This is a genomic window from Microvirga sp. Mcv34, assembly GCF_024519725.1.
GTDB lineage: Bacteria > Pseudomonadota > Alphaproteobacteria > Rhizobiales > Beijerinckiaceae > Microvirga.
This window is the reverse complement of the sequence record NZ_JALJRK010000003.1, coordinates 178530-201548: the sequence shown is the minus strand read 5'-3', so window position 1 is coordinate 201548 and position 23019 is coordinate 178530. Positions and strand designations below refer to the sequence as shown.

At 65.6% G+C, this 23019-nt stretch carries 26 protein-coding genes and 1 pseudogene; 5 read left to right on the top strand and 22 right to left on the bottom strand.

Annotated elements, in window-relative coordinates; genetic code table 11:
- Position 1: 1 nt before the first annotated feature.
- The 6 genes from OC446_RS03505 to OC446_RS03480 all read right to left on the bottom strand — a co-directional run bounded on the left by OC446_RS03505 (position 2) and on the right by OC446_RS03480 (position 8346).
- Positions 2–550: a glycoside hydrolase family 108 protein gene (locus OC446_RS03505; protein ID WP_262027657.1), complete on the bottom strand. Its 549-nt coding sequence runs from the start codon at positions 548–550 to the stop codon at positions 2–4.
- A 9-nt stretch (positions 551–559) separates the two neighbouring features.
- Entirely contained in the window at positions 560–2098 is a 1539-nt protein-coding gene (locus OC446_RS03500) for a DUF2793 domain-containing protein (RefSeq protein ID WP_262027656.1), read from the bottom strand.
- A gap of 166 nt (positions 2099–2264) precedes the next feature.
- Complete coding sequence (locus OC446_RS03495; RefSeq protein WP_262027655.1) at positions 2265–6116, bottom strand: glycoside hydrolase/phage tail family protein; 3852 nt, start codon at positions 6114–6116, stop codon at positions 2265–2267.
- A complete protein-coding gene (locus OC446_RS03490; RefSeq protein ID WP_262027654.1) occupies positions 6116–6544 on the bottom strand; it encodes an NlpC/P60 family protein in 429 nt (142 codons plus the stop codon). Before OC446_RS03490 ends, OC446_RS03495 begins: the two co-directional genes overlap by 1 nt.
- Positions 6545–6585: 41 nt before the next feature.
- A complete protein-coding gene (locus OC446_RS03485; RefSeq protein ID WP_262027653.1) occupies positions 6586–7476 on the bottom strand; it encodes a DUF2163 domain-containing protein in 891 nt (296 codons plus the stop codon).
- A 231-nt stretch (positions 7477–7707) separates the two neighbouring features.
- On the bottom strand, positions 7708–8346 hold the full coding sequence (locus tag OC446_RS03480) for a DUF2460 domain-containing protein (protein WP_262027652.1): 639 nt from the start codon (positions 8344–8346) through the stop codon (positions 7708–7710).
- 85 nt (positions 8347–8431) lie between these two features.
- On the opposite strand from OC446_RS03480, the gene OC446_RS03475 reads away from it, so the two are divergent.
- Positions 8432–8677, top strand: a complete 246-nt coding sequence (locus OC446_RS03475; RefSeq protein WP_181053478.1) for a YdcH family protein — start codon at positions 8432–8434, stop codon at positions 8675–8677.
- A 7-nt stretch (positions 8678–8684) separates the two neighbouring features.
- Here the strand turns inward: OC446_RS03475 and OC446_RS03470 are convergent, their stop codons facing one another.
- On the bottom strand, positions 8685–9368 hold the full coding sequence (locus OC446_RS03470) for a phage tail tape measure protein (protein ID WP_262027651.1): 684 nt from the start codon (positions 9366–9368) through the stop codon (positions 8685–8687).
- Between the two features lie 316 nt (positions 9369–9684).
- Here OC446_RS03470 and OC446_RS03465 point away from each other — a divergent pair, with 316 nt between their 5' ends.
- Together OC446_RS03465 and OC446_RS03460 are read left to right on the top strand one after the other, a co-directional pair.
- Positions 9685–10050, top strand: a complete 366-nt coding sequence (locus OC446_RS03465) for a hypothetical protein (protein WP_262027650.1) — start codon at positions 9685–9687, stop codon at positions 10048–10050.
- The gene (locus OC446_RS03460; protein ID WP_262027649.1) at positions 10047–10412 is read left to right on the top strand and encodes a hypothetical protein; all 366 of its coding nucleotides are present in this window, start codon (positions 10047–10049) and stop codon (positions 10410–10412) included. Before OC446_RS03465 ends, OC446_RS03460 begins: the two co-directional genes overlap by 4 nt.
- Before the next feature lie 63 nt (positions 10413–10475).
- On the opposite strand, the pseudogene OC446_RS03455 reads toward OC446_RS03460, so the two are convergent.
- From OC446_RS03455 to OC446_RS03430, 6 genes and pseudogenes are all read right to left on the bottom strand, one after another.
- Positions 10476–10679: pseudogene (locus OC446_RS03455) on the bottom strand (phage tail assembly chaperone); the annotation flags it as partial.
- Between the two features lie 98 nt (positions 10680–10777).
- Positions 10778–11110 carry a gene transfer agent family protein gene (locus tag OC446_RS03450; RefSeq protein ID WP_262027648.1) on the bottom strand — a complete coding sequence of 111 codons (333 nt, stop codon included), beginning with the start codon at positions 11108–11110 and terminating at the stop codon, positions 10778–10780.
- 101 nt (positions 11111–11211) lie between these two features.
- A complete protein-coding gene (locus OC446_RS03445; RefSeq protein WP_262027647.1) occupies positions 11212–11622 on the bottom strand; it encodes a phage major tail protein, TP901-1 family in 411 nt (136 codons plus the stop codon).
- A gap of 53 nt (positions 11623–11675) precedes the next feature.
- Complete coding sequence (locus OC446_RS03440) at positions 11676–12086, bottom strand: DUF3168 domain-containing protein (RefSeq protein WP_262027646.1); 411 nt, start codon at positions 12084–12086, stop codon at positions 11676–11678.
- Entirely contained in the window at positions 12083–12418 is a 336-nt protein-coding gene (locus OC446_RS03435; protein WP_262027645.1) for a phage head closure protein, read from the bottom strand. The genes OC446_RS03440 and OC446_RS03435 overlap by 4 nt, the downstream gene beginning before the upstream one ends.
- A gap of 242 nt (positions 12419–12660) precedes the next feature.
- Entirely contained in the window at positions 12661–13227 is a 567-nt protein-coding gene (locus OC446_RS03430; protein WP_262027644.1) for a head-tail connector protein, read from the bottom strand.
- A gap of 24 nt (positions 13228–13251) precedes the next feature.
- Between OC446_RS03430 and OC446_RS03425 the strand changes: the two genes are divergently transcribed.
- Both OC446_RS03425 and OC446_RS03420 read left to right on the top strand, forming a co-directional pair.
- On the top strand, positions 13252–13992 hold the full coding sequence (locus OC446_RS03425) for a S1 family peptidase (protein ID WP_262027643.1): 741 nt from the start codon (positions 13252–13254) through the stop codon (positions 13990–13992).
- Between the two features lie 81 nt (positions 13993–14073).
- Positions 14074–14871, top strand: coding sequence for a S1 family peptidase (locus tag OC446_RS03420; protein WP_262027642.1), 798 nt, complete (start codon positions 14074–14076; stop codon positions 14869–14871).
- Positions 14872–15035: 164 nt separating this feature from the next.
- Here the strand turns inward: OC446_RS03420 and OC446_RS03415 are convergent, their stop codons facing one another.
- From OC446_RS03415 to OC446_RS03375, 9 genes are all read right to left on the bottom strand, one after another.
- Positions 15036–16274: a phage major capsid protein gene (locus OC446_RS03415; RefSeq protein ID WP_262027641.1), complete on the bottom strand. Its 1239-nt coding sequence runs from the start codon at positions 16272–16274 to the stop codon at positions 15036–15038.
- An 80-nt stretch (positions 16275–16354) separates the two neighbouring features.
- Entirely contained in the window at positions 16355–16558 is a 204-nt protein-coding gene (locus OC446_RS03410) for a hypothetical protein (protein ID WP_262027640.1), read from the bottom strand.
- Between the two features lie 108 nt (positions 16559–16666).
- The gene (locus OC446_RS03405) at positions 16667–17203 is read right to left on the bottom strand and encodes an HK97 family phage prohead protease (RefSeq protein ID WP_262027639.1); all 537 of its coding nucleotides are present in this window, start codon (positions 17201–17203) and stop codon (positions 16667–16669) included.
- The gene (locus OC446_RS03400) at positions 17200–17349 is read right to left on the bottom strand and encodes a hypothetical protein (RefSeq protein WP_262027638.1); all 150 of its coding nucleotides are present in this window, start codon (positions 17347–17349) and stop codon (positions 17200–17202) included. Before OC446_RS03400 ends, OC446_RS03405 begins: the two co-directional genes overlap by 4 nt.
- Entirely contained in the window at positions 17346–17546 is a 201-nt protein-coding gene (locus OC446_RS03395) for a hypothetical protein (protein ID WP_009493950.1), read from the bottom strand. The genes OC446_RS03400 and OC446_RS03395 overlap by 4 nt, the downstream gene beginning before the upstream one ends.
- A gap of 356 nt (positions 17547–17902) precedes the next feature.
- Positions 17903–19618, bottom strand: a complete 1716-nt coding sequence (locus OC446_RS03390) for a recombinase family protein (RefSeq protein WP_262027637.1) — start codon at positions 19616–19618, stop codon at positions 17903–17905.
- A gap of 452 nt (positions 19619–20070) precedes the next feature.
- Positions 20071–20298: a hypothetical protein gene (locus tag OC446_RS03385; RefSeq protein ID WP_262027636.1), complete on the bottom strand. Its 228-nt coding sequence runs from the start codon at positions 20296–20298 to the stop codon at positions 20071–20073.
- Between the two features lie 276 nt (positions 20299–20574).
- Positions 20575–22179 (bottom strand): hypothetical protein, encoded by a 1605-nt coding sequence (locus OC446_RS03380; protein ID WP_262027635.1) that lies wholly within the window; start codon positions 22177–22179, stop codon positions 20575–20577.
- Complete coding sequence (locus OC446_RS03375; RefSeq protein WP_262027634.1) at positions 22179–23018, bottom strand: siphovirus Gp157 family protein; 840 nt, start codon at positions 23016–23018, stop codon at positions 22179–22181. Before OC446_RS03375 ends, OC446_RS03380 begins: the two co-directional genes overlap by 1 nt.
- Position 23019: the final 1 nt, after the last annotated feature.

The window sequence follows — 23019 nt, the reverse complement described above, 5'->3', positions numbered from 1 at the left end:
GTCAGGTATTCCTTGATGAAGAGGACGGAAGAGATGCGAGCCGGAGAGCCTCATGCTCGACGGCGAGGACGCGCCGGCGCCAGCCCCGGCCGAAGACCGGCCAGGTGGCAAGGCGGCCGAGAAAGCCCAGGCGGGCTTTCGTGAGACGGCGGATCGTCGCCGGGACATCGGCCTCGCGGGCCGCGCCCAGCGTGACCGGCCCGACGATCCCGTCCGCCTCGATCCCGAGGGAGGCCTGCAGCATCGTCACGGCCCGCCGGGGCCCGGAATTGACCGCCAGATCGAAGACGGCGAGGTCGAGCCCCGGCGGAAGCGCTTCGGCGCGCACCACATCCCAGTAAAGTCGTCGATAAAGGGAGATCGCCTCCTGCCGGGAGAGGCGGCGGATGTCGGTGACCGATGCCGGGCGGCCTTTCGTCCGGGAAAGGGTTTCACGGGTGATGCCGAACTTGGTCGCGCCGCCCGGATCCCGGGAGTGCTGAACGAACCCACCTTCGTGCGTGAGCACATGATCGACGGCCGTTTCGAAGCGCGATAGAGAAGCATTCATGCGCGTTCCTCAGAGTTCGGCCTGGAGGGCGATGAAGGCCTGATGGCCGACATAGAGATGGCCGACCGCACCGGCGACGCCGCTGAAGGACACGCTAGCCTGCAGCCTCAGCACGACGGCCGATGAACCGGCGCCCGTCAGCGTCGTTGCCGTCAGAGTTCCCGAAAGTGAGACCCAGGCCGATCCGCTGTTGTTGTAGAAGCCGATCTGGTTGCCGGCCGGAAAGCCGTTCGCCCAGGTGAACCCGCTCGTGATCACGGCCGGATCGGCTCTCATGGGCACGGGCAGCGTATAGGGTAGATCGATGATGGTGGTGGACGCGCGCTGCCCGAGCGCGCCCACGATCGCAGGCGCTCCGCCGCTGACGGCGAGGCGCTGGTAATAGCGGCGGCAGCGGAACTCCTCCACGTCGAGCGGGACGCCGACCCAGGGCGTCGCGAAGGTTCCGACTTCCAGCTTCGCGCGCTTGAAGGTACAGGCGGCCGAGGGCTGGAGGCGGACCGTGAGGTTGCCCGTCTCCGATCCATCGAGCGTCACGCTCGCCGAGCGCCGCCCGCTTCCCGCAGGAATCGTGGCGGCCTTCGACCCGATGGAAACCGGCAAGGGCTCCGAGAGATCCTCTAGGGAGAGCGTCAGGCTCGCGCCCGCGAAACTCGCCATGCCGTACTCGGCGGCCGCCTGGGCAACGTCGATCACCTGGTCGAGCGCTCCGGAGAGGGTGATCGTGCCGTCCGCCGCGACGCCGAGGGTGCAGCCGCCCGGCCCGCCTTTCCATCGGTCGTAACCGTAGATGCCCGCCCCGAGAGCACCGCCCGGGAACCTGCGCTGATTCACGAGAAAGGCGGAGTTGATCAGGAGGTTCGATCCCGGCACGTTGGCGATGCCGCAGGGAAAGGACGCGACACCCGTCCCGTGATCCACTAGCAGCGCATCCCGCCAAGTGCTCCCGTCGGCCGAGACCCGGATGCGGAAATCGTCGTTGCCGATCAGGCCGGTCTCCGCGCGTCCGCTGTACCCGCGCTGATAGAGTTGCGACAGGACATCGGATTCCGTGCTCTTGTTGAGCACGAGGCGCAGGTCCCCCGTGCCGCCGTCATCAGCGCCGAGCGCGGTAAAGAGCGCCGCGTTGAGCTTCACCGACAGGCGGTTGAGATCGTCGGCCGTCGTGCCGAGCCCGAGGCGCTGCAGGTTGTCGATCACGTCGGGCACCGTCCCGAAGGGCTTCCATTCAGCGCCGTCGAAGACGACGAACAGATCTTCCGCCTCGATGTAAGTCAGCCATCCCAGATTGGGCGTGAAGAAGCGCCAGCTTCCGAGATCGAAGAGGGCGACCTCGCCCTCTCGAGCGGCGAAGGCGCCGGTCGCGTCGCCTCCGACAAGATAGCGGTCTCCCTCGGCGGGCGATGCCGGCGGGGCGGCGCGGTTGCGCTCCCTGACCGAGAGCTGGACAAGCGCATCGAGGGATGCGAGCGCTTCGTTGTGGGTGACGTGCTTCTGCGCCTGCGCGGCCGCGAGAAGCGGCAGGGCGAGATGGGGTGTCGTCGACATGGGATGGATTCTTCTCTGATCGGAAATATAAAAATCGCCGGGGACATGCCCTCACTCATCGTTACCGGCCTTGTGGCGGTGACCTCGATCGGAAGAGTGCAACGCTTCCGAGTATCGGCATGGCCGGGACAAGTCCGGCCATGACGTGGTGAGCTTCATTCCGAGGTCAGCGGACGACGATTGTCGCGTGACGCTCGAAGCCTCGCCCGGCCACAGCGCTCATTTGGGCGATGCGAAGACTGAGCGTGGATTGGGGCGCTCCGAAATCGGCCGTCTCCTCGGCATCGTCGTAGACGATGGATTGTTGCGCGCTCATCAGCGTCCTCACGACCGCGCCACCCTTGAGAATGTCGATCTCATAGAGTTCCGCATCCTCGTCGAGCGGAACCTCGATCGCGTCCCAGCCGTCGCCGTTGCGGCGTGCGCGACGCGCCCATTGAAGGCGGACGCCGCCGGGTTCGCGATGGCCCGAGATCTGGATCGGACTGAGGGGCCTGAGAGCGTCACGCCCGACCGTTGCGGCGACCTCGGCGGCGGCAGGATCTGCGTGGTCGCGACCCGAGGGCCCGATCCTGTAGCGCCAAGTCTGGCCCAGATCCTGCAGGCTCGTGGTGAGCGGCACCACGGCCTCGTCGAGCTTCACCAGGAGAGCGCCCGCCGGCACGGCGCGGCCAGCCTCCGGCTCGGATCCGGCAAGCCCGCGCAGGAACCGCGAGAGGCGGTAAGTGCGCTCGCCGATCAGTTCCGCACGCGCGGCGGACAGAATCTCCCACCGGCCATCCGGGCCTTGCAGGGCGAAGAGGTTGCGGCCGCCCAGAACAGCCTCGTCGTCGATGGCGCTCAGGGCGCCCGAGGATACCTCCACGTCGAACACGGCGGACGGATCCCAGCGCCAGAGCGGCCCCGGCATAAGGGTGGTCTTCGTGCGCCCGATCATGGCCGGCAGGCCGAGAACGCGCAGAGGCGTGAAGCTCGTCCCGCTCCCGGATCGCCAGATCGTCATGGCGCCGGGCCAGGGATCGGCCGCCACGGCGACGTATTGCAACGGCGCGGGGTCGCCGAACGCCGCCGGCAGATCGAGCACCACGACGGCGGGCTTGCCCGGCACTGGTGGCGGACGCTTGATGGGTTTCTCGTTGGGGAAGCCCGGCCGCTCGAAGACGGCCGGTTCCACGGCCCGGGTGCTGATCTTCCGCGTCGGGCCGTCCGCGATGCGCGTGATGCGATGCAGCTTCCCGCCCGCATCGGTCGGTACCGCAATCACGTCGCCCGGCTCCAGCTCCATGCGCCGGGGCGACAGTTCGAACTCCGCTCCTTCGCGCCCGGCCCACAGATCCTGCAGCCAGGTATCGGCGAGGCGCTGCGCCTCCGCACGGCGGGTGATGACGGCGCAATCCGCCCTCGCCTCACGGCGACTCGAACCGGAGAGCCGGCGCGAGGCCACGGCGGCCCGGCGGTAATCCGCATCGCCTTCGATGAAACCGACCTCCACCTGCTGGGGCAGTTCGGTTTCCTGCGCGCGGGTGAGCTTGAGCGACGGCTCCTTGTCGCCGAGCACGAAATCGTCCTTCGTGAGATGCACGACCGCGCGACCGCCGCGCCCCTGCCACGCGATGCCGCCGCCACGCGCGACCGTGTCGACGCCGAAGAGGCGCAGCAGCGGCTCCACCGCGCCGCGCACAGACATGGGCCGGTCGATCACGTAGCCGTCCACGAAGCCGTCGACGGGAATGGCGCCGGGATCATTGAGCCCGTAATCCCGCAGAATGCGCGCGATCAGCCGGTCGAGCGTCGCGCCCTCGATGCGACCGGTGATCCAGTGCCCGGTTTCCCAATTACCTCCATCGGCCCAAACGCTGTCGAAATCGGGAAAAGCCGGATAGGGACGCGCGTCCCAGGCCCAGACGAAGACGTTGTCCGGGTCCACCATGCGTCCATTGTAGGACGGCGATGTCGGATTGTACTCCGCGAGAAAACCTCTCTGGGCCGGATCGAACCGCGACAGGATCGCCTCGAGCGTGCGCGCCTGAACGAGGTCGTCACGCACGCCGCGCGAGAACGGCGGATAGGCCGATTCCGACGACTTCGGATCGGGGAAAACGTTCGGGCCGTTCGCGCCCTTGTCCACGGCCGGAACGCCGATCTCGGTGAGCCAGATCGGCTTCGATTGCGAGAGCCAGGACGTCGCTCCGGTCTCGACGCCGTTCACGCGCTCCACGTGACGGTTCGACCACCAGGACACCAGATCCTTCGCCCGGAAGATCCACGGCTTTCCGTAAGCCCCGTCAGTGATCGGCCGTCGCGCCTGCGCGGCCCGCTCGGAGGCGTTGGCATAATGCCAGTCGAAGGCCTCGCCGCTACCCAGCCGCGCACGCAGGTAATCAACGTCGTAGACGTTGCGGGCCACCGACAGGTCGGCATGGTTGGGACCGTCGCGCCAATCCGAAATCGGCGGATAATAGTCGATCCCGACCGCATCGATATCGTTGCTGGCGAAGAGCGGATCGAGGGGGAAGCGCACCTCGTTGCCACCGTCGAGCACATGGGCGCCGTATTCCGTCCAGTCCGCCGCATAGACGATCTTCGTGGAGGCGCGCAGGATGTCGCGGACTTCACCCGCGAGCGCCTTGAGCCGCGCGACGGCCGGGTAGACGCCTGAGGCCGAGCGCACGCGAGTCAAGCCGACGAGCTCGCTCCCCAGGATGAAGCCGTGGACGCCGCCCGCCTGCTCGGCGAGCTCGGCATAGTGCAGGACCATGCGGTTGAAACCGGAAGAGCGCGTGAACCATTGGTCCACCTGCGTGGCCGCCGCCGCCGTTCCATCGGGCGAGCCGCTCCGGCCCGGCGCCGGATGACAGGTGATGCGTCCGCGCCAGGGATAGGCCGGCTGGCCCGTGCCGCCGTAAGGGTCGGGAAGATCGTTACCCGCGGGCACATCCATCATCACGAAGGGATAGAGCACCACTTCGAGCCCGCGCGCCTTGAGATTGCGGATCAGGCGCTTCACGGATTCGTCCGAGGGTGTGCCGCCATAGGCCGGGGAGCCGCCCGCGAGCGACACCGCCTTCGCCTCCGCGCGTGTCACGCCCGCCACGGACCAGGCGGCGCCGTCATTAGCCTTGGTCTTCACGTCCACGCGCGGCTCGATGAGGCAGGATCCGGCGCGCAGGTCGTCGCCGAACCAACTCACCACCAGCGACACGCGCTTGAGGTTCGGGCACAGCGCCTGCAGAGCATCAAGCGATGCCGCCACGTCGGTGTCGCGCTGCATCTGGTGCCGGTTCTCCGGTCGGGTCTTCCCGAGGTCGAGAACCTGTGTCACGGGCAGCGTGTCGTAGCCGAACTCGCTGGCGCCGGGGATGAGGCAGACGGCCCGGATCATGCGGTTGAGCCCGTCCACGGGACGAACCACCTCGAAGGAAAATTGCGGCACGCGGTTGCCGAAATCCGCAAGCGGCAGGCGCTCGAACACCACATAGGCCAGCCCGCGATAAGCCGGGGCGCGCTGCGCGCCTTCCTTCGCGACGATCAGCGGATCGGCGCTCTGCGTCTCGCTCCCCGCATGCACCCGCATGGTGATGGTGCTCAGATCGAGCTCGCGCCCATCGGCCCAGACGCGGCGGATATACCCGATACGGCCCTCGCACAGGCCGACCGCAAGATTGGCGAAATAGGAGAAGGTCGTCGTGGTGGTCTTCTGCCCGCCCATGCCCTTGCCGCCCTGGCTCGAACGGTCGGTATTCGCCACCTCCTCAAGCCGCGTCGCCCAGATGAGCTGGCCGCCGATGCGCGCGCGGCCGTAGACGCGCGGGATCGGCGCGCCTTCCGTCGATGTGAGGCCATCGATGTCCTTGAGGCGCGGACCCTCCACATGCTTGGAGCTGTCGCCGCTGAACAGGGCGTTGTCGATGGCCGCGCCCGCGAGCGCGCCGAGCGCCCGTCCGGCCATGGCCCCGAGGGGCCCGCCGACCATGCCGCCGACCGCGGCGCCGACGGTTTGAAGTACGATTGTGGCCATCAATGTGGTTCCGGAAAGCGAAAGGCGTAAGCCAGGTGGCGCCGCCACCAGGGATGGAACGCGACCTCGGCGACCGACGCGCCGTCATGGGCGTGGATCATGGCGTCGGACGAGGTCGCGATGGCGCAGTGCTTGGCCGGCATGGTCGCGCGCCAGCGGAACAGCAGCACGTCGCCCGCCGCGAACTCGTCGCATGAGATCTCGACGAGGTATTTTCGGGCCGCGGCCACGAGCGTATCGGCCCCGGCCTCGGCCCAATCGGGCGAGTAAGGCGGCGGCAGCTTGGGCTCGCGGCCCATGACGCCGCGCCAGACACCACGCAGGAGACCGAGGCAATCGCAGCCGACGCCCTTGAGCGATGCCTGGTGCCGGTAAGGCGTGCCGATCCAGGACCGGGCCTCGGTGAGGATGATGTGATGTTGGGGCATGTTCATGATCGCGTGCGGGAGCCCCCTCCCCTTGAGGGGGCTCATCGGAAGAAGCTCCCGCCGTCGAGGCCCGGCTCGCCCTGCTGCGGCATGCGGATGATGAAGTCGTTGCCGGGCATGTGCGGGAAACCGCGGAAGTTCACGACGTTTTTAAATTTCGACCGGCAGGTGGCGTGGGTCTTGTCGCAACCGGCCGTCACGCGGAACGTGTCGCCGACCCCGATGGCCCGCGACGCGCGCTGCCAGAGGTCGAACTCGTCCGTGCCGTTGATCGCGCGGTGCACCTTGATCTCCACCGACAGGCCGGCATTGGCGCCGCTCATCCATGTGAGCTGTCCGGCCGTGCACCAGCCGTCCGAAAAGCCGATGCCGGAAGCCGCGAGGGTCAGGGCGCCGTCCGTCGCCGTGACCGTGCCGACCTGGCCATAAGTGGACGAAGCGAGATTGATGCCGCATCGCGTGTCGCCGAGATCCGCCGAGCACGTGGCGCGGAACAGGCGGCCGCGTTCCTCGTCGAAACGGTGCATGAGCCCCCTCACCTCGGCCACGAAGCCGCCGTCGGCGCGGCGAATTTCGCCGATGGAGCCGATGTCGAGGAGCAGGCGTTCCTCCACGTTGTTCCAGTTGACGAGCCAGGTTTCGACGCTCGCATCGTCGTAGCGGCCCGACGCGATGTCGTCCTCCGTAAGACCGGCGGACACGAGGGCGCCCGACACCTCGCCGCCGCCGACGGCAAAGCCGAGTTCGGCCGTGACCTCCGCAGCCTCCAACCCGGTTCGCGCGGCGTAGACGGTGCCGCCGAAGGAGAGATCGCGGTCGTGATCGGTGAAGCCGAGAATTGCGCCGTCGCGCCGGATCAGCTTCCAGCAATGGCAAAGCGTCGTCGCCCCATCGGCCATATGGGCGGCGAGGTTTTCAGGAATGGTGCGCATGCGTGGTGTTTCCGAAATGGCTAGACTCGATCGGCCTTCCGCGTCTCCATTGCCGACGCTCCATCCTCATCCTGAGGAGCAGCCGCCAGGCTGCGTCTCGAAGGAGCTTCCAGCGCGCACTGGATGATCCTTCGAGACGGTCGCGTCCGGGACCTCCTCAGGATGAGGTGAGAGGGTGCAAGAATCGAGTTCGCCGGGACAAGCCCGTTGATGACGTGAGGAACGGCCCCGTCAGGGAACGATCTCGATCAGCGGGATCTGCGGAATGCCGCCGGCGTCGAAGGTGGAGAGGTCGATGTCGAGCTCATCCGTGTCGAAGCGCACCGGCACGTCGAAGGCAAAGCCCGCCGTGACGATGGCGCCGACGGGCGGCGCGGCCGTGAAGGTCACGATCCCCGTCGTGGGATCGCAATTGAAGCCCGTGCCGACGCTTTGCTCGATCCCGTTCAGCGCCACCCGCACCGTTCCGCCCACCGGCTTGGCAATGGGGCGGCTATAGGGTGCGAAGGACGAGCCGTAGGCCTTCACCAGTGGGAAGCTCGAGGCCTGCCCGTCGCCGGTGCCGATGCGCTGGTCGAGCGGCGTCGGCTCGCTGGATGGCGGGCCGGAGCGCCAGTCGGTGCGGTCGCGGAAACGGAAGCCGTAGAGACGGCCGCGCCGCTCCTCGAAGAACGCGATCACCGTGTGCAGCGCATCGACGGTTCGGACCCCGAGGCCCGCATCGTAGCGGCGCCGGGACCCGGCCCAGCGGCTGTTGCGGTGCTCGCGGCCCGAGGAGAGCGTGACGATATCGGTCCGCCGCACCGGCCCGCCCCGACTGCCGAGGCTGACATCGAGCGGAAAGCGGACCTCATGGAAATCCGAGGGCATGATCCCTCCCTGATGAAAGATGAAACGAAAAAAGCCGGGGTGGCGTTGACATCGCGAAACCCGAACGACCAGGAGGCGGCACGCCATGAGCAATGCTCCCAACGACCTCGCGGACGATTTCCCGGACAAGCGCGACCGGATCCATCAGCTCAAGACGAGCAACAACCACTTCGCGCGGCTCTACGATGAATACGACGAGCTGAACCGAACCATCCACCGGATCGAGACCCGGGTGGAGCCGAGGACCGAGGAGGCCGAGGAAGACCTCAAGCGCCGTCGCCTGCAGATCAAGGACGAGATCATGGCGATGCTGGACGGCGCGGGCGGCTGACTAGAACCTACATCCCGCGCTGGCCGCGGGCGACCGCCCGGGCCAGCGCGGCGGAGACCTGCGCCTCGGAGCGGCGGAAGCTCTCCGCATCGGGCGTGGAAACATTCACCGTCACCGAGAGCGGTCGCCCTCCTCCGGCGCCGCGCACGCCGAGCCGCCCATCGGGCCCGCGCGCCAGCGGCATCACGGCCTCGGCACCCTGCTCCCCCATGAGGCCGAGCCCGCGCCCGAGCGGAAAATAGGTCGGCGCGCCGATCACCCCACCCTGCGCGAACGGCATCACCATGCCGCGCGAGAACGCGCCGCCCTTGGCGAAAGCCGCGCCTCCCCCGCCGAACAGGGAGCCGAGGACGGAACCCAGCCCCTTGACGACCCCGTCGAGCAAGCCGCCGCCATCGAGCGGCAGAGATCCCTGCATCGATCCCGCCATCAAGCCCTTGAGGCTTTGGCTCAAGGCCAGCTGCAGGGGCGCCAGGCCCAGACGCAGTCCGCTTTCCACAAGAGACTGGCGGACCGACTTTAGAACGTTATCAAATTTCTTGCCTTCCGCGATATTCTTGGCGAAAGCATTGGACAGGGAGTCGCCGAACTTTTCGGAGAGGCCAATGAGCGTAGTGAGCTGGCGGGCGCGATCTTTCTCTTTCTCATCGTTCGGACTTACGGCGGGTTGGTCTTTGGGATTTGAAGGCATTTTACGATCTTCAATAATAGCTCTGATGTTGTCGGCGTCTATGGGATGTGTCGATAAGGGAGAAAGACCTCAGCTTCTCTTTGAAATAGGATCTCTGAAAGAGGTTGAATGGAAGCGAGTGGACAAGACTTGCGAATACGAGGTTGCGAAAGAAGTTGCGCCGATCAAGATCGGCATCATTGCAACTGAACGATACCGTAAACTTTACATCCTTTGCGCAGAGTCGAAAGGAGCAACTTTCATCGGGAGCACTGATACCGTAAACAACCGAGGACCCAAGACCATTGCAGTCCAACCCTATTATTGGAACTGAACGATGAGTGTGGTGAGCTGGCGTTTACGATTCTCAGCGATAGGATCTTGCCCTAAATCAGCCGGTAACTTCTTCTCGTTAGGAGCCGTTAGCCCATCCTGTTTTGTATTTTTATCAATAGTCTCTCTCGGCGCTTGCAACACCGCAAGCAAAAAGCCGGACCTGATTTTTGATGCAGGCGTACTCACTCACAAGCAGTGGGGACAAGCGGACAAAGAATGCAAATTCGAAGCAGCGAAAGCCGTCGTGCCTCTGAAATATGGTGATGTCACTGGGGAAAACTATCGAAGAATATATATTCTTTGCGCTGAATCAAAGGGCATCAAGTTTCTTGGAACAGAAGGTGAGCTCCGGCGGAGAGACCAATGAGCGTCGTGAGCTGGCGTTCTCGAACTTTCTTTAGCTCGGAATCTGGAGAGCCATCTTTCCATCCCTGCTTGTTTTCAGCCATTCTACGCCTCTCTTTATCGTTGATATTTCCACTTACAATACTGGCGGGCTGCAACACGGCGGTCAGGCCCGACTTCGTCTTCGATGCACAAGGCTTGTCGCAACAGCAGTATTCACGAGCCGGAGCAGAGTGCGAATTGGAGGCTGAGAAGGCTGCGATCCAAGCCAAAAACAGCATCACGGCAGGAGAAAATTGGCGAAAAATCTTTGTGCTCTGCATGGAAGCGAAGGGGGCTCGCTTTCTTGGGACAACGAAGCAGTTTCCCGAGCTGAAACGATGACCCAAGGTAGCGTCTCATCAGCGGCCTTGAACTCCGAGGCGGCAAATATTTAGGAATGAGAAATCAACTGCCTAAGACGCAGTGAGGCTCATCATTTCCTTCATCTGGAAACGCCTCCATCAGCCGCCTGAGATCGCCGCTGAGCACCGGGCCGGTTTTCCATTCCCCGTTCAATCCGCCCCAGGCCGCCATCAATTCGCGCGGCGTCGCGCGCCAGAAGGCGTCGGGGCTCCACCGCAGGATGCCGAGGCAAAGCGTCAACGCGTCGTCCCAGGGGAAGGCGTTGGGCTCGCATCCCGCGCGGCGCGGATCGGGTACGCTGCTCCCTTCCTTCGAATGCGCATCGCCCGGGTGCGAACGATGCGCTAGCGAGGGTTTGGCGCGGCATCGCTCCCGCCGAAGGTCGCGACGAGAAGATCAGCGAGCGCTGCGGCCACCGGCTCGATGCCTTCGTGGAGCGGCAGATTCGACACCTCCGCGTCGCTCATCGCCTGTCCGCCGCCGCGCAGGGCGACGCCGAGCAAGGTGAGAAGATCGCGGCTCGACAGGCGGCCAGAGCCGAAGCGCTCGCCGAGCGCGATGAGATCCTGCACGCCGAAAGCCTCCTCGAGTTCCGCGAGCGCGCCGAGCGTGAGGCACAGGGTGTAGCGCGTCTCGCCGAGTTGCAGCGCCACCTCGCCCCGTCGTCTGTTGGGCATGTTCGTTCCTTTAATGGGAGAGATCCTTCTCGTCATCGCCGGAATGAGGCTGGTGATGACGTTGCGGGATTTGATGCGGTTCGCGCCGATCGAACGTCCGTTCACAGCGCCACGAAGGCGAGCGCGCCGGCGGATTCGAAGGCCATTTCGAACGTCACCTCGCCCGCATGGTCGCCGCGATATTCCAGGCTGGTGATCTGGAACGGGCCTTCGATGCGGCCGAAATCCGGGATGGCGATCTGATAGGCGAGAATGTCGCCGTCGAAAAAGACCTGGCGCATGCGTGCGTCCGAGGCTTCGTCCTTGAACACGCCGGAGCCGGAGATCGATGCGCGGCGCACGCCGACGCCGGCGAGCAGCTCGCGCCACCGCCCGGCGGATTCCGCATGGGTCACGTCCACGGTCTCGGCGTTGAAGGCAATCTGGCGCGTGCGCAGGCCCGCCACGGCGACGAAGCCGTTGCCGCCGTCGCTGATCTTGATGAGCAGGTCCTTGCCCTTCTGAGCAGGCATGGGATGTCCTTTGTTGAATGAGGGGAAAGAATGACAGGCGCTCTAAGCGCACATCACACCACTTCCGTGACCGCGCGCAGGCGCAAGGTGACACGGGTGAGGCCAGTGTCCTTGTCGCGCTCGGAGGAGAGCTCCGTGACGCGCAGGTTAACGAGGCGGTGTCCGTCGAGCGACAGCGATGCGCCGTCGAGGATCGCGTCGAAGCGCTCGGCCACGGCCAGCGCCGTCCGCGCGCCGCCGCGCTCCGACCAGACGACGATGCCGAGATTCTGCTCGTGGCCGCGGTCGTGATCCGTGGACCAATCCGTCGCGCGCACGTCGGCGAACAGGGCATAGACCGGATCCGCGCCGCGCGGCGGCTCGTCGTAGAGGCGCAAGGTCCCGCCCATGAGCGCAGGCAGCTGCGTGTCCGCACTGGCGGCGTCGAGGATCGCATGGCGAAGCGCCAGAACGGGGCTCGTCATGCGCGCATCTCCTCGACGAGGCAGACGAGATCGCGCTTCGATCCATCCGGATCGGACGCGGCCCGAATGGCGAAACGGCGCAAGCCGGCGGTCAGGCGCATGGCGCCGGTCACGCCGTCGCGATAGCGAAGGGTGATGCGATGGGTCAGGCTCTGTTCGGGCCGGTCGGCGCGCACGCGCTCAGTGCCGGAGAGCATCTCGATGGCGCCCCATAGCTGCGGACCGGCTGTGTAGGTGCGGATGACGCCGCCGAACCCGTCGGGCCGTTCGAGCGGCATTTCGAGCACGAACCGGCGCGCCCGCGCACCGATGGGAATGGGTTTGGTTTTCATGGCAATGTCTTTTGGAGGGAATGCGAAAGATTCCGGACGACACGTCATCACCTCCTCGGACTTGATCCGAGGACCTGTGCCGGCCATCCATGTCCCGCACCCTCACACCTCATCCTGAGGAGGTGTGAGGGTGCGGGAAGCAGGATCACCGGCACGGGTCCCCGAATCCGGCCCCAGGAGGCCATAACGGGGAGGTCGTTGTTCCAGGGGCCGCAGGCGAACCCGGAACGACAGTGGTGGGCTTAAATCCGCACTCTTTGAAACGGCACCACCAGGGCGAGCGCCTCCGGCGGCAGGATCTGCTCGCCGATGGCGTCGCCCCGGTTCTCGAACCAATGGGCCACGAGAATGCGGATCGCGAGCTTCAGCGTGGCTGGCACCGCCTCGGGCGCGGTGCCGTAGCCGGCCCGCAGCTCGATGACGATACCGTTGCGCGACTTGCCCGGCTGGGGTGCGTCGATGACCGCGATGCGCGGCGGATCGCTCAACGCATCCGTCTCGAAGGCATTGGCCGGAACCTCGGATGTGTCGCCCGACGCATCCGCCACCGTGATGCGATCGACCGCGATCAGAGGCGAGACCGGCAGCAGGATCGTTCCGCCGTCCGGCCAGCGATCGAGCACCACGCGCCAGCGCTGCTCGATCAGGACCCGCCGCGAGGCTGCCTCGACCATGAGCCGCGCCGCCTTGACGAGCCCCAAGATCAGGTCGTCCTGCGTGACGTCGTCGTCATCGACGCGGAGATAGGCCTTCATCTCGCCGAGCGTTACGGGCTCGACGGCAGGGCCGCTGATGAATATGGGAATCATCGTGAACAGGGATCCTTATGTGTCATGCAACGTCTGGTTGTGATCTGCCTCGCCCTACCGCTGATGGCAGCGCAGGCGAAAGCCATCGTCGGCGGCGACGAGGATGAAGGCCCCCTCGCCCGCCGGAGCGTCATGGTCTTGAGTTCGAACGGCGGCGTGTGCAGCGCCGTGGTGCTGGCGAAGGACGTGGTGCTCACGGCTGCCCATTGCGTGACGGGCGCGGCCGAGCACCGGGTGCATTTCCGCGACGAGACGGGCGAGCCGGTGCTGATTTCGCCCGCCGCTAAGGCGGTGCATCCCGGCTACAACGCGAAGGCCATCGAGACCCGGCAGCGCTCCATCGATCTTGCCCTGGTGCGGATCCCCGAGGCCCTGCCTGCGCGGTTCGAGCGGGCGACGCTCTCGGCGGGAGCCGTCGCGAAAAGCAGCCCCGTGACGGTCGGCGGCTACGGCCTGGCCCGCGAGGGCGAGGCCAAGAGCTCCGGCACCTTCCGCACCGCCGCCCTGACCGCCGTCGAGCCCTATGGGCCGAGCCGTGTCCTGCTGTGGGCGGATGGCTCCGGCACGGCTGGCGCCTGCCAGGGCGATTCCGGCGGTCCGATGGCCTCCGGCACCTCCGTCGCGGCGATCACGAGCTGGTCATCGCCGGCCAAAGGGCGCGGCTGCGGAGGCGTGACGCAGGGCATCCTCCTCGGCCCGCAACGCGAGTGGATCGACAGGATCCTGAGGGGCTGGAATCGCACGGCACTCTGGAATGAGAACTAGATTTTCCCTTACGAAAGGAACTATCCTGACAGCCAGGATCTTGCCTTAAAAAATCCTTCTCCCACACGGCATCATGATTCCATGCGCGCATTGCCAACCCTTGCCCTTGCCGTCTTCGCCCTCGTCGCCACGCCGGCCTGGGCCGTCCTGCAAGGCGCGCCCTCGCGCGATCCGGATGGACTGCGCCGCTCTGTCGTGTCGATTGAGAGCTCCACCGGTGAACTCTGCTCCGGCGTCGTCGTCGGGTCGGACCTCGTGCTCACTGCGGCCCATTGCATGACGGACCGGGCCGCCTACCGGGTGACGGCGCTCAACCGCGCCTTCAAGCAGCAGCGGTTCAACGTCGCCGCGCTGACGGTTCACCCGAGTTTCGTGCCCGGCACGACGCCGCGAACGCAACCCGGAATCGACCTCGCCCTCGTCAAGCTCGACCGTCCGCTCGGCCCCGACTTCCTGCCCCTCGACCCGTCCCAGGCGGGCCGGATCGATGTGGGCGACGGCGTCACGATTGCGGGCTTCGGCGTTCTGTCCGAGCGGGCGAAGCGCACGGCCCGGACCCTGCGCCAGACGAACCTGGTGTCGCTCGGCCCCATCGAGGTGGCCAATCGCGTCCTGATCGTCGCCGACCGCAGCCGGCTGGCCGAAACGACCGGTGCCGGCGCCTGCCGGGGCGATTCCGGCGGTCCGATCCTGGCCGCCACCCGCTCGGGCTACCTGCTCTACGGCATCACGAGCTGGTCGAGCGGCCCCCTGCGCAGCCGGGAACGGAGCGCCTGCGGCGGCCTCACGGCCGTGACCCCGGTGGTCGAGCATATCGGCTGGATCTCGTCGAACATGCGCCTTCTCGGGACGATGAACAGCACCTGGACGGGGAACTAGGGGCGTCCTCGTCCGGCTCTGTCGCCCCCCACAGCCTCTGACGTCATGGCCGGCACAAGGCCGGCCATCCCGCTTCCGTCAAATGCCGAGCCGGATACCATCGAGATCACCGGCACAAGGCCGGTGATGACGTAGGAGCATGGACCCGTCTATGGGCGTGCCTCTCAAGCGGCGAACTTCAGCAGCTTGATCGCCGCGTAATCCTGCACGCCGCCGCCCACGCGTTTCGTCGTGTAGAACAGCACGTAGGGCTTGGCGGAATACGGATCGCGCAGCACGCGCATGCCCGCCCGGTCGACGATGAGATAGCCGCGCTTGAAATCCCCGAAGGCGACCGCGCAGGTGTTTGCCGCGATGTCCGGCATGTCCTCGGCCTCGACGACGGGAAAGCCCATCAGGGTCGCGGCCTGGCCGATGCTCGCAGGCGGCGCCCAGAGATACTGGCCGTTATCGTCCTTGAAGCGGCGGATTGCGCTTTGCGTCTTGCGGTTCATGACGAAGGAGGCGTTCTGGCGGTAGCCGGCCTTGAGGGCGTAGATCAGGTCCACCAGCACGTCGGACGGATTGTCCGCCGGGAAGCTCGCCCCGCCCGTGCGCACCGTGCCGAGCTTGCCCCATTCCCAGACCTCTTCCTCGACCGTATCGGCGGAGAGGAAGCCTTTTGGCTTGTTGACGCCGTCGCCGGTCACGAAGGCGGTGCTTTCCTGCTCGGCGAAGGCCGCCTCGACTTCCTCGGCGATCCAGCGATCGATATCCACCACCGCGTCGTCGAGAAGGGTCTGGGTGGCCGCCGGCATGGCATAGAGCTCCATGGCCGGGAAGCTCATCTCGGAGAGCGTCGGGCTCGCGGTCTGGGGCCGGGCTGCCGTTTCGCCCACCCAGCCCGTCGCCGGGCCGGTGACCGAGAACGCGCGCTTGTACTGGCCGCCGGAAATCACCCGCACCGACGAGATGGCTCGGATCGGCGAGACGGCCGAGAGACGGCGCAGAACCTCGGCCTCGACCGTGTCGGGCACGAGATAGCCACCATCGGGCCCGGACCCGGCGGACAGGGCCTTTTCCTCGAGGCGTTTCAGGCCCGAGGCCTCGCCGCTTCGGACATAGGAATGGAACGCAGCCTTGTGCTCGGCCTGGACCGGATCGCGCGCCGTGTCCCGGGCGCCGCCGAGCGGCGGGCGCGACCGGTCGAGGGAAAGACGGTCGATGCGGCGTTTGGCATCGTCGAGGGCGGTGTCGATGCGCGTGAGCTTCTCGTCCGTCACCACGTCGCTCGAAAGCCGCGTCTCGATCTCGGACAGGCGTGTGTCGTTAGTCTCCTTGAACGCCTCGAAGGCGCGGGCGAAATCCTCGAAGGCCGAGGCGACATCGTCGGAAACGGATTTGGTGTCTACAACTGGGATCATATCAATCAATCGGTTTTGAATGCTTCAATGAAAAAGGCCCGCCTGGAGGCGGGCCCGTGAATTTCCCGTGAGGGAAAGGCTTACATCTTGCGCGCGGTGCGGCGCGCCGAGCGGGCGACGGTCGGACCGGTCACCGCGCCGACCGCACCACCGGCCACCGCGCCGACGGGACCGGCCACAGCACCGACGCCGGCGCCGACGGCTGCGCCGCCGACTCGCTCTTCCGTGGTGGTGCAGGCCGCTGCCGCAAGGCCGAGGAGAGCGACGAAAGCGAGCTTCTTCATGAAAATCTCCCAACAGGCGCGGAGCCGGGACGCCTTTCTGTTCGGGAAAGGGCCCGCCGCGTCCGCGCACGTGCGGGCGATCTTCTAACGCGCTCCTACGGACAAGGTTCAGGACAATAATCGCACCGTGGCCCTGCGGATGCTCGCGGCGAGCTTGGGTGCCGTGTGCTTCACGGTCTCGACCCGCGCGGCGGGCAGCATCGGGAAGGTCACGATGGAGATCTCCCACAGGTCGAGCTTCTCCAGACGACGCAGGCCGGTGGGCCGCTCGGCGCGGGCGCGCTCGACGCGAAAGCCGATGGAGAGCCCGTCGACGGCGCCCTCGCGCATGAGCGCATGGATCTCCCGCGCGCGCTCCACAGCCAGGTTGAGCTTGCCGCGCACGCGCAGGCCGCGTCGGTCCTCCTCGATCACGAGCCAGCGCCCGATTGGCTGGCCGGGATCGTGCTGCCAGAGCAGCCGTACGTCGCGCGCGCCGCGCTTGCGTAAGGAGTCCGCGAACGCTCCCGGCATCACCACGTCCTTGCCGAGATCGGCCGTGCCGAACAGGCTGGCGTAGCCCTCGAACACGCCGTCGACATCGACCGCGTTCAGGGACTCGGGCAGGAACTTGCGCTCCTGGATGATGGGCAGGCCGGACTTCATCGCACGGCTCCGCGGATCGTCTTCGGAGGCTTGACGTCGAGCTTTTCGAGCTGGCGCACGAAATCGCGGAACACGAGGGTGGCGCGGCCCTGCCCGTCCCGCGCGGCCTTCGGCTTGCGCGACGGCCGGGTGATGGAACGTGTCATGAAGGGTCTCCCGAATGGCGGCGGTTGAAGAGGGACAGCTCGCGCACGAACGCGTCGAACCGGCGGTTGGCCGCGAACAGATCGCGCAATGTCATGGCAAGCAAAGCGGACGCCCCGCTCGCCCAGACGAACAGGGCAAGGTGGGCAAGATCCCCGCGCCGGATGACGGCCTCGGTGATCTGGTCGAATGTGTTCATGATTTGTTCCTGCACAAGAACTCCGTTGAGGGTGAGTGCGCGTGGGGTGTGTGGGGTGATCCAGGTTTCGGTGGGCACGGTTGCGTGTTGCCTCTCGAGCGGTGTTCCAAGCCCTGTTCTCGGATGGCATCACCAGCCTCGCGCCGGCCATCCTGATGCTGTGGAGCACTCCTCTGTCATCCCGGTGCACGCAGCGCGGGAAAGGGATCCATGCCGCTCAGCGGGCAGGTGGCTTCCGTTCCCCCCGATGGCTTCGCCATCTCCGGCCGGGAATGACGCTGATGGCGCTTCGAGCGTTCGGGATCATCGGGACAAGCCCGGTGAAGACGTCGCGCTCGGGATAAAGCCGAGCGCCCTCACCCCCGCCTGCCCTTCCGCACCGCGGCTCGCCCGTACCCCACCGCCTCGCGTTTCTCGTCGGGTGCGGAAACAGGATATAGACGCGAGGAGACGCCGGCCTCGGCGATGATCTGGGACGCCGGCCTTTGCTCCGGGAAGAGGTCGACGCCGAGGAGCGCAGAGGCGTTCCAAGCGAGATCGATCTCGTAAGGCATCCTCTTGCGGGTCGGCCGGACCTTGATCTCCGCGACGAGGGTCCGGAAGGCGAGACGGGCTTCGACGGAGATCTCCGTCTTATTCAGGAGTTCATAAAGAGCGGCGATTCCCTCCCGATACCGCTCGACGGCGTTCGGATGCAGGGTGACGACGTTCGTCACTTCCTCGGCTCGCCGCTTCCTCTCCTCGAGGGTGACGCGCTCGGCTTCGAGGGTCTGAAGTCTGGGGACGATCATCTCCTCCGGCATCGATCCGCGCTCGAGGGCATTAACGAGGCGGAGGATCGCTCCCTCGACTTCCGAGAGGCGCTTCGAGACGGATCCCTTCTCCTGTCTCGCCTTCTTCTCCTCGGTTTGCCTCGCCTCCCGATAAGCCTCGACGAACTCGCTCATATAACGGGTGTCGTTCAGTCGCTCGAGGACGCCGTCGATCGCGAGCCGTTCGAGCCGGCCGACGTCATAGCTCTTCGAGTGGCTACAGCCTTGAGTCCGCTTCGCCTCGCCGCAGCAGATCCGCGGCCGCTTCGTCACCTTGCAACGCTCCATGACAACCATATTGGAGCCGCAGACCTCGCAGGAGACGAGGCCAGCGAGGAAACTATCGAAGCCGCCCTTAAAGCTCCGGTCCTTTCCGACGCCGGTCGATCGGCTCTTCGCGACCTCCTGGACGGCGTTCCAAAGTTCGTCATCGATGATTCGATATTTCGGCGCCTTGACGATGACGCGATCGGCGATCGGAGCGATTCGCGTCAGGGACTTGCCGGTCTCCGGGTTCCGGACGCGGCGTTGTTTGCTCCATTCCAGTTCGCCGATATAGACGCGGTTCCGGAGCATCCCGCCTTGATGGGTATTTTCGCCGGCGCTCTTTATCATCCCGAAGGGGTTCCATCGGCCGCCTCGAGGAGCCGGGATCCCGTCCGCGCTCAGACCGGCGGCGATCTGGCGAGGCGTCCGGCCGGCGGCATATTCCCGGAAGATCCGGCGGACGACTTCCGAGGTCTCGGGATCGATCTCCGGATCTCCGGGCCGTCCGGGAACGGATCTATAGCCATAAGGCGGCCGTCCTGGGATCTTCCCTTCCTTCACGCGGCCGATATGTCCGCGGCGGACCTTCTGTCCCAGATCGGTTAAGAACAACTGTCCGACGAGGCCGCGGAGTCCAACGTGGACCGGCGTCGCGACGCCTTCGTTAAGGGTCCGGATCTCAACCTCGAAGAAGCTCAGACGCTTGAAGAGTCCGGCGAGATCCTCTTGATCGCGGGACAGGCGGTCCAGGCTCTCGACGATCAGGACGTCGAAGCGGCGCTCTTTGGCGGCGGCCATGAGGGAGATTAGGCCGTCCCGGTCCAGGAAGGAGGCGCCGGACTTGGCGCGATCCGCGAACTCGGCGACAATCTGGAGACCTTCTCGCGCGGCATAGGTCCGAGAGAGGTCGAATTGATCCTCAACGGAACGGTCTTGCTGAAGCTCGCTCGAATAACGGGCGTAGAGCGCCGCTCGATTCTTTTGGGGATTCATTTGTCGTGTCTCGTGTCAGATTCTCGGCGGCATGATCCGCGCGAGCGAGGTCTCTTGCAAGAGCGCGGACGAAGGCGACGAGGAGCGGGTCGAGGGGCGGAAGAGAGTCGGCCGTCTCTTTGGGGTTATTCATGAGCGGCCGCCTTCCGTCGGGAGAGAGCGCGACGCGGGGCGTCGTGCGTATTGTGGCAGCGTTGGCACCATGCGCGGAGGTTCTCTCGATCGACGTTCTCCGGCCGGTCGTCGTCCACATGGGCGATCGTAAGGACGACTTTCGAGCCGGTGTCGGGATGCGGGAGGCCGTTTTCGGCGCGACAGTCCGGGAAGGCCGGCGATCTTTCGCAGCGATTCCCGGCGCGATCGAGGATCTCCCTCCGGATCGAAAGCCATTCCGGGGACCGGATCGAGCCTCCCGGATATCGCTTCATGTTCTCTCTCGATATCGGCATGGTTCAATCCCGCGAGCGGAGGAGGACGGCCGCGATCGTCTCGTCTTCCGGCCGCCTCTCGTTCCGGCGCCAAAAGCCGGACCATTGAACGCGGATCCGCTCGCCGATCCGGACCGGACGGACGTCGCCGGCGATTCCTGGCAGGAAGACGAGCGTCTCAGGGTCGAGTTTCTGAAGCTCTTCGATCAGTTTCCGGGCCGTCGGCGGATTGCGGGGCGGGAAGTAGGTCAAGCCGCGATCTCCTTCGGATGGACGGCGATCCGCTTCGTCCGGAGGGCTTCTTCGCCGGCCGGCGTTATGCGGCCGCTCTCGTCGATAAGGCCGCGGTCCCGGAGGCTCTTAAGGGTCCAAGGCGCTTCCTCGCGCGGAGGGTTCGTCTTGAACGTCCGGGATAACAGGGCATGGAGTTGAGGGACGGAAAGGGTTCGCGTTTGCATCGGTGTTAATTTTTTCGGTCTGAAATGAGGGAGGCGGCGCCGATCGCAGGGACCGGCGCCGCGGCTTCGATCAGCCGTTCCGGAGGCGGTAGGTGTTTCGGTCGAAGGCGTCGCGGAGGCGCTTCTTCTCGTCCGCGTTCGTCTTCCCTTCGATCGGCTCGACTTGCTCCGTCCAGATCCCGGAGAGAGCGTCTTGATCGCCGGCCTTATCCATGGCGGAGATTGCGTCGTCGACGGCGAGGAAGATCGGCTTCTTCTCTTCCTTGGAGGCGCCGGCGGCCGGAGGGGTCCGGGTCTTCTTCGTGGCGCCTTTGATCCGCTTCTCAGCCGCGGCGTAAAGCTCGCCGGCCTTCGCGCCGTTCTCTCCGAAGTTCCGTCCCTGATACTTCTCCGCGACCTTTCCCAGATCCTCGAGGGTCTTCGCCGCGTCGAGATCCTTCTCGACTTCGGCCATATCGACGAGGTCGTCCGGGAGCTTGTCGCCGGGGAAATCGGAGACGGGATCGCCGTCGCCGGCGTCGATATTGTTCTCCGGCTCGTCGGCGTTGTCGGCCGCCTTCGGCATCGCGTCGAGGATCCGCTCGATCGCCTTATCAGACAGGCTCTCGATATAGACTTGAGCCTCGCGAGGCAGTTCGACGCCGTCCGTCATGCTCTCGACGACTTCGAGAACCTGATCGCGGGTCGTGGCGGCCGCGAGTTGCGTCTCGATATCCGAGAGGAGCTTCTCGACGTCCAGGACTTCGCCGGTCTCGCCGTTATGCGCCGGCGTCTCCGGCTCCGGCTTCGCCGCGGTCTTCTTCTCCGCGAGACGAGCGGGATCTCCCTCCGGATGCTTCTCCTCCTCCTGCTTGGGAGCGGCGGCCTTCGGCGGCTTCGCAGCGGCGGGAGGCGGACCGGAACGCGGAGCGGCAGGAGCGCGGGTCTTTGCCTCCGCGATCATATCCTCGAGGCTCGCGCCTTCGTCCCGGACAGCGGTCACAATGCCGCGGAGCGAGACGAGATGATCGAGGCCGATATCGTCCTCGCCGCGAACGCCGAGGAGAGCGAAGACGTCCTCCGGCTTCGCGCCGAATCCCTGGAGCATGACGAGAGCGTCGGCGCGACGGTTCGCAAGCGTCTTGAAGTCGCCGCGGACAACCTTCCGCGCGGCTTGGAAGGACTCCATCCAATAGGCTTGAGGGATCCCCTTCAAGATCGCGTTACGGACGGCCTTCGATCCGGCCGAGGCGCCGGCGGTCCCGATCATATCGACGCCGTAACGCTTGCCATTCTTCCCGACGATCCGGGTTTGCACATTCATGGCGATAGCGACGTTCCGCTCGAGGTCGTGAAAGATCCCTTGAGCGGTGATGAACTCCTTCCCTTCATCGATGATCCGAGAGGCGGCGCGGCAGTTTCCCCATTCCGAGACGAGGATCTCGGCGAAGCGAGCGGACGGGCCTTCGATGGTCTTCCCGTCGCGCGGCAGGGCATAGACGCAGGAGCCGGCGATCTCGGCGTCGAGGGTCGCGAGTCCGACGAGGTTTGTCCGGACCTTGGAGATCGTCCGCGGGTACTTCTTCGCGGTGGCGATCTGGACGTCGATCTCTGCCTTCGCGAGCTTCGCCGCGGTGTTGTCGTCGACGCTCATAATCTCGAGCGCCGAGTCGTTATAAGTGACGATCTCGTTCATTAGACGGCCTTCCTCTCTTCCTTAGTGGTGACGCCGGGAATCGTCTTTCCGGCTTTGATCTCGGCGGCGATCAGCTTTTCGAGCGCCTCCCGAATTTTCTCGTCGGCGGCGAAGTGTTGGAGCGCCTTCCCGAAGTCCTCGATTACCGGGACTGTCGTCTTCCGGAGGGTCACGGCGCGGCGACGGGCGCCGACGCGATCGACTTCGGCCTTCAGCATGTAAGCGGTTAGCTCGTCGCGGATCTTCGCGATCGTCTTCTCCGCGGCCTTCAGCTTCGGCTTGAACTTCGCCGAGATATCCTTGATCTCCTGGCTCGCCTCGGCCTTCTCTTCCTTCTCGGCTTCCTCGAGGATCCCCTTCAGGTCGAGAAGCTCCGCGATGAACTCGGCCGCGGCGTCTGCCTTCGGCTTCGAGGAGATGATCTCAACGGCGAGGAACTTGTCCGCGTTCTCGAGAACCTGATCGATACGAACGAGCGGATCCTTATCGAGCGGCGCCTCGTTATGACCGAAGCCGGGAGCCTCGTCGGGCCAAGCCTCGGAGCGATCGCAGACGCGGCGCCAAGTCTCTTCCGGGACTTCCTTCCCGACGACGAAGTCCCAAATCTCGTCCGCGGCGACGTCGATCATCTCGAAGGGCGTTGTCGCGTCGCGAGGCTTCTTCGCCTTTTGCGCGACGAGAACGCCTTCGTCTTCCCAGATCGCGACAGGGAGCCAAACGCCGGACTTATCCAGCGTCCGATAAAATCCCGGTTGCGGCTCATTGAAATGAGCATCCGGCTTCGGGCCTTCGCCGGCGTGGAAGCGCAGCGCGGCGAAATAGTAATCATACGTCGCCACG

Bases quoted from the DNA above. Each gene is read 5' to 3' on its own strand.
- OC446_RS03500 (WP_262027656.1), bottom strand. From the start codon at position 2,098: ATGTCGACGACACCCCATCTCGCCCTGCCGCTTCTCGCGGCCGCGCAG.
- OC446_RS03440 (WP_262027646.1), bottom strand. From the start codon at position 12,086: ATGACGAGCCCCGTTCTGGCGCTTCGCCATGCGATCCTCGACGCCGCC.
- OC446_RS03490 (WP_262027654.1), bottom strand. From the start codon at position 6,544: ATGCCCCAACATCACATCATCCTCACCGAGGCCCGGTCCTGGATCGGC.
- OC446_RS03450 (WP_262027648.1), bottom strand. From the start codon at position 11,110: ATGCCCAACAGACGACGGGGCGAGGTGGCGCTGCAACTCGGCGAGACG.
- OC446_RS03445 (WP_262027647.1), bottom strand. From the start codon at position 11,622: ATGCCTGCTCAGAAGGGCAAGGACCTGCTCATCAAGATCAGCGACGGC.
- OC446_RS03400 (WP_262027638.1), bottom strand. From the start codon at position 17,349: ATGACACGTTCCATCACCCGGCCGTCGCGCAAGCCGAAGGCCGCGCGG.
- OC446_RS03415 (WP_262027641.1), bottom strand. From the start codon at position 16,274: ATGATCCCAGTTGTAGACACCAAATCCGTTTCCGACGATGTCGCCTCG.
- OC446_RS03435 (WP_262027645.1), bottom strand. From the start codon at position 12,418: ATGAAAACCAAACCCATTCCCATCGGTGCGCGGGCGCGCCGGTTCGTG.
- OC446_RS03465 (WP_262027650.1), top strand. From the start codon at position 9,685: ATGAGTGTGGTGAGCTGGCGTTTACGATTCTCAGCGATAGGATCTTGC.
- OC446_RS03475 (WP_181053478.1), top strand. From the start codon at position 8,432: ATGAGCAATGCTCCCAACGACCTCGCGGACGATTTCCCGGACAAGCGC.
- OC446_RS03425 (WP_262027643.1), top strand. From the start codon at position 13,252: ATGCAACGTCTGGTTGTGATCTGCCTCGCCCTACCGCTGATGGCAGCG.
- OC446_RS03460 (WP_262027649.1), top strand. From the start codon at position 10,047: ATGAGCGTCGTGAGCTGGCGTTCTCGAACTTTCTTTAGCTCGGAATCT.
- OC446_RS03420 (WP_262027642.1), top strand. From the start codon at position 14,074: ATGCGCGCATTGCCAACCCTTGCCCTTGCCGTCTTCGCCCTCGTCGCC.
- OC446_RS03390 (WP_262027637.1), bottom strand. From the start codon at position 19,618: ATGAATCCCCAAAAGAATCGAGCGGCGCTCTACGCCCGTTATTCGAGC.
- OC446_RS03430 (WP_262027644.1), bottom strand. From the start codon at position 13,227: ATGATTCCCATATTCATCAGCGGCCCTGCCGTCGAGCCCGTAACGCTC.
- OC446_RS03380 (WP_262027635.1), bottom strand. From the start codon at position 22,179: ATGAACGAGATCGTCACTTATAACGACTCGGCGCTCGAGATTATGAGC.
- OC446_RS03480 (WP_262027652.1), bottom strand. From the start codon at position 8,346: ATGCCCTCGGATTTCCATGAGGTCCGCTTTCCGCTCGATGTCAGCCTC.
- OC446_RS03410 (WP_262027640.1), bottom strand. From the start codon at position 16,558: ATGAAGAAGCTCGCTTTCGTCGCTCTCCTCGGCCTTGCGGCAGCGGCC.
- OC446_RS03505 (WP_262027657.1), bottom strand. From the start codon at position 550: ATGAATGCTTCTCTATCGCGCTTCGAAACGGCCGTCGATCATGTGCTC.
- OC446_RS03485 (WP_262027653.1), bottom strand. From the start codon at position 7,476: ATGCGCACCATTCCTGAAAACCTCGCCGCCCATATGGCCGATGGGGCG.
- OC446_RS03495 (WP_262027655.1), bottom strand. From the start codon at position 6,116: ATGGCCACAATCGTACTTCAAACCGTCGGCGCCGCGGTCGGCGGCATG.
- OC446_RS03405 (WP_262027639.1), bottom strand. From the start codon at position 17,203: ATGAAGTCCGGCCTGCCCATCATCCAGGAGCGCAAGTTCCTGCCCGAG.
- OC446_RS03470 (WP_262027651.1), bottom strand. From the start codon at position 9,368: ATGCCTTCAAATCCCAAAGACCAACCCGCCGTAAGTCCGAACGATGAG.
- OC446_RS03395 (WP_009493950.1), bottom strand. From the start codon at position 17,546: ATGAACACATTCGACCAGATCACCGAGGCCGTCATCCGGCGCGGGGAT.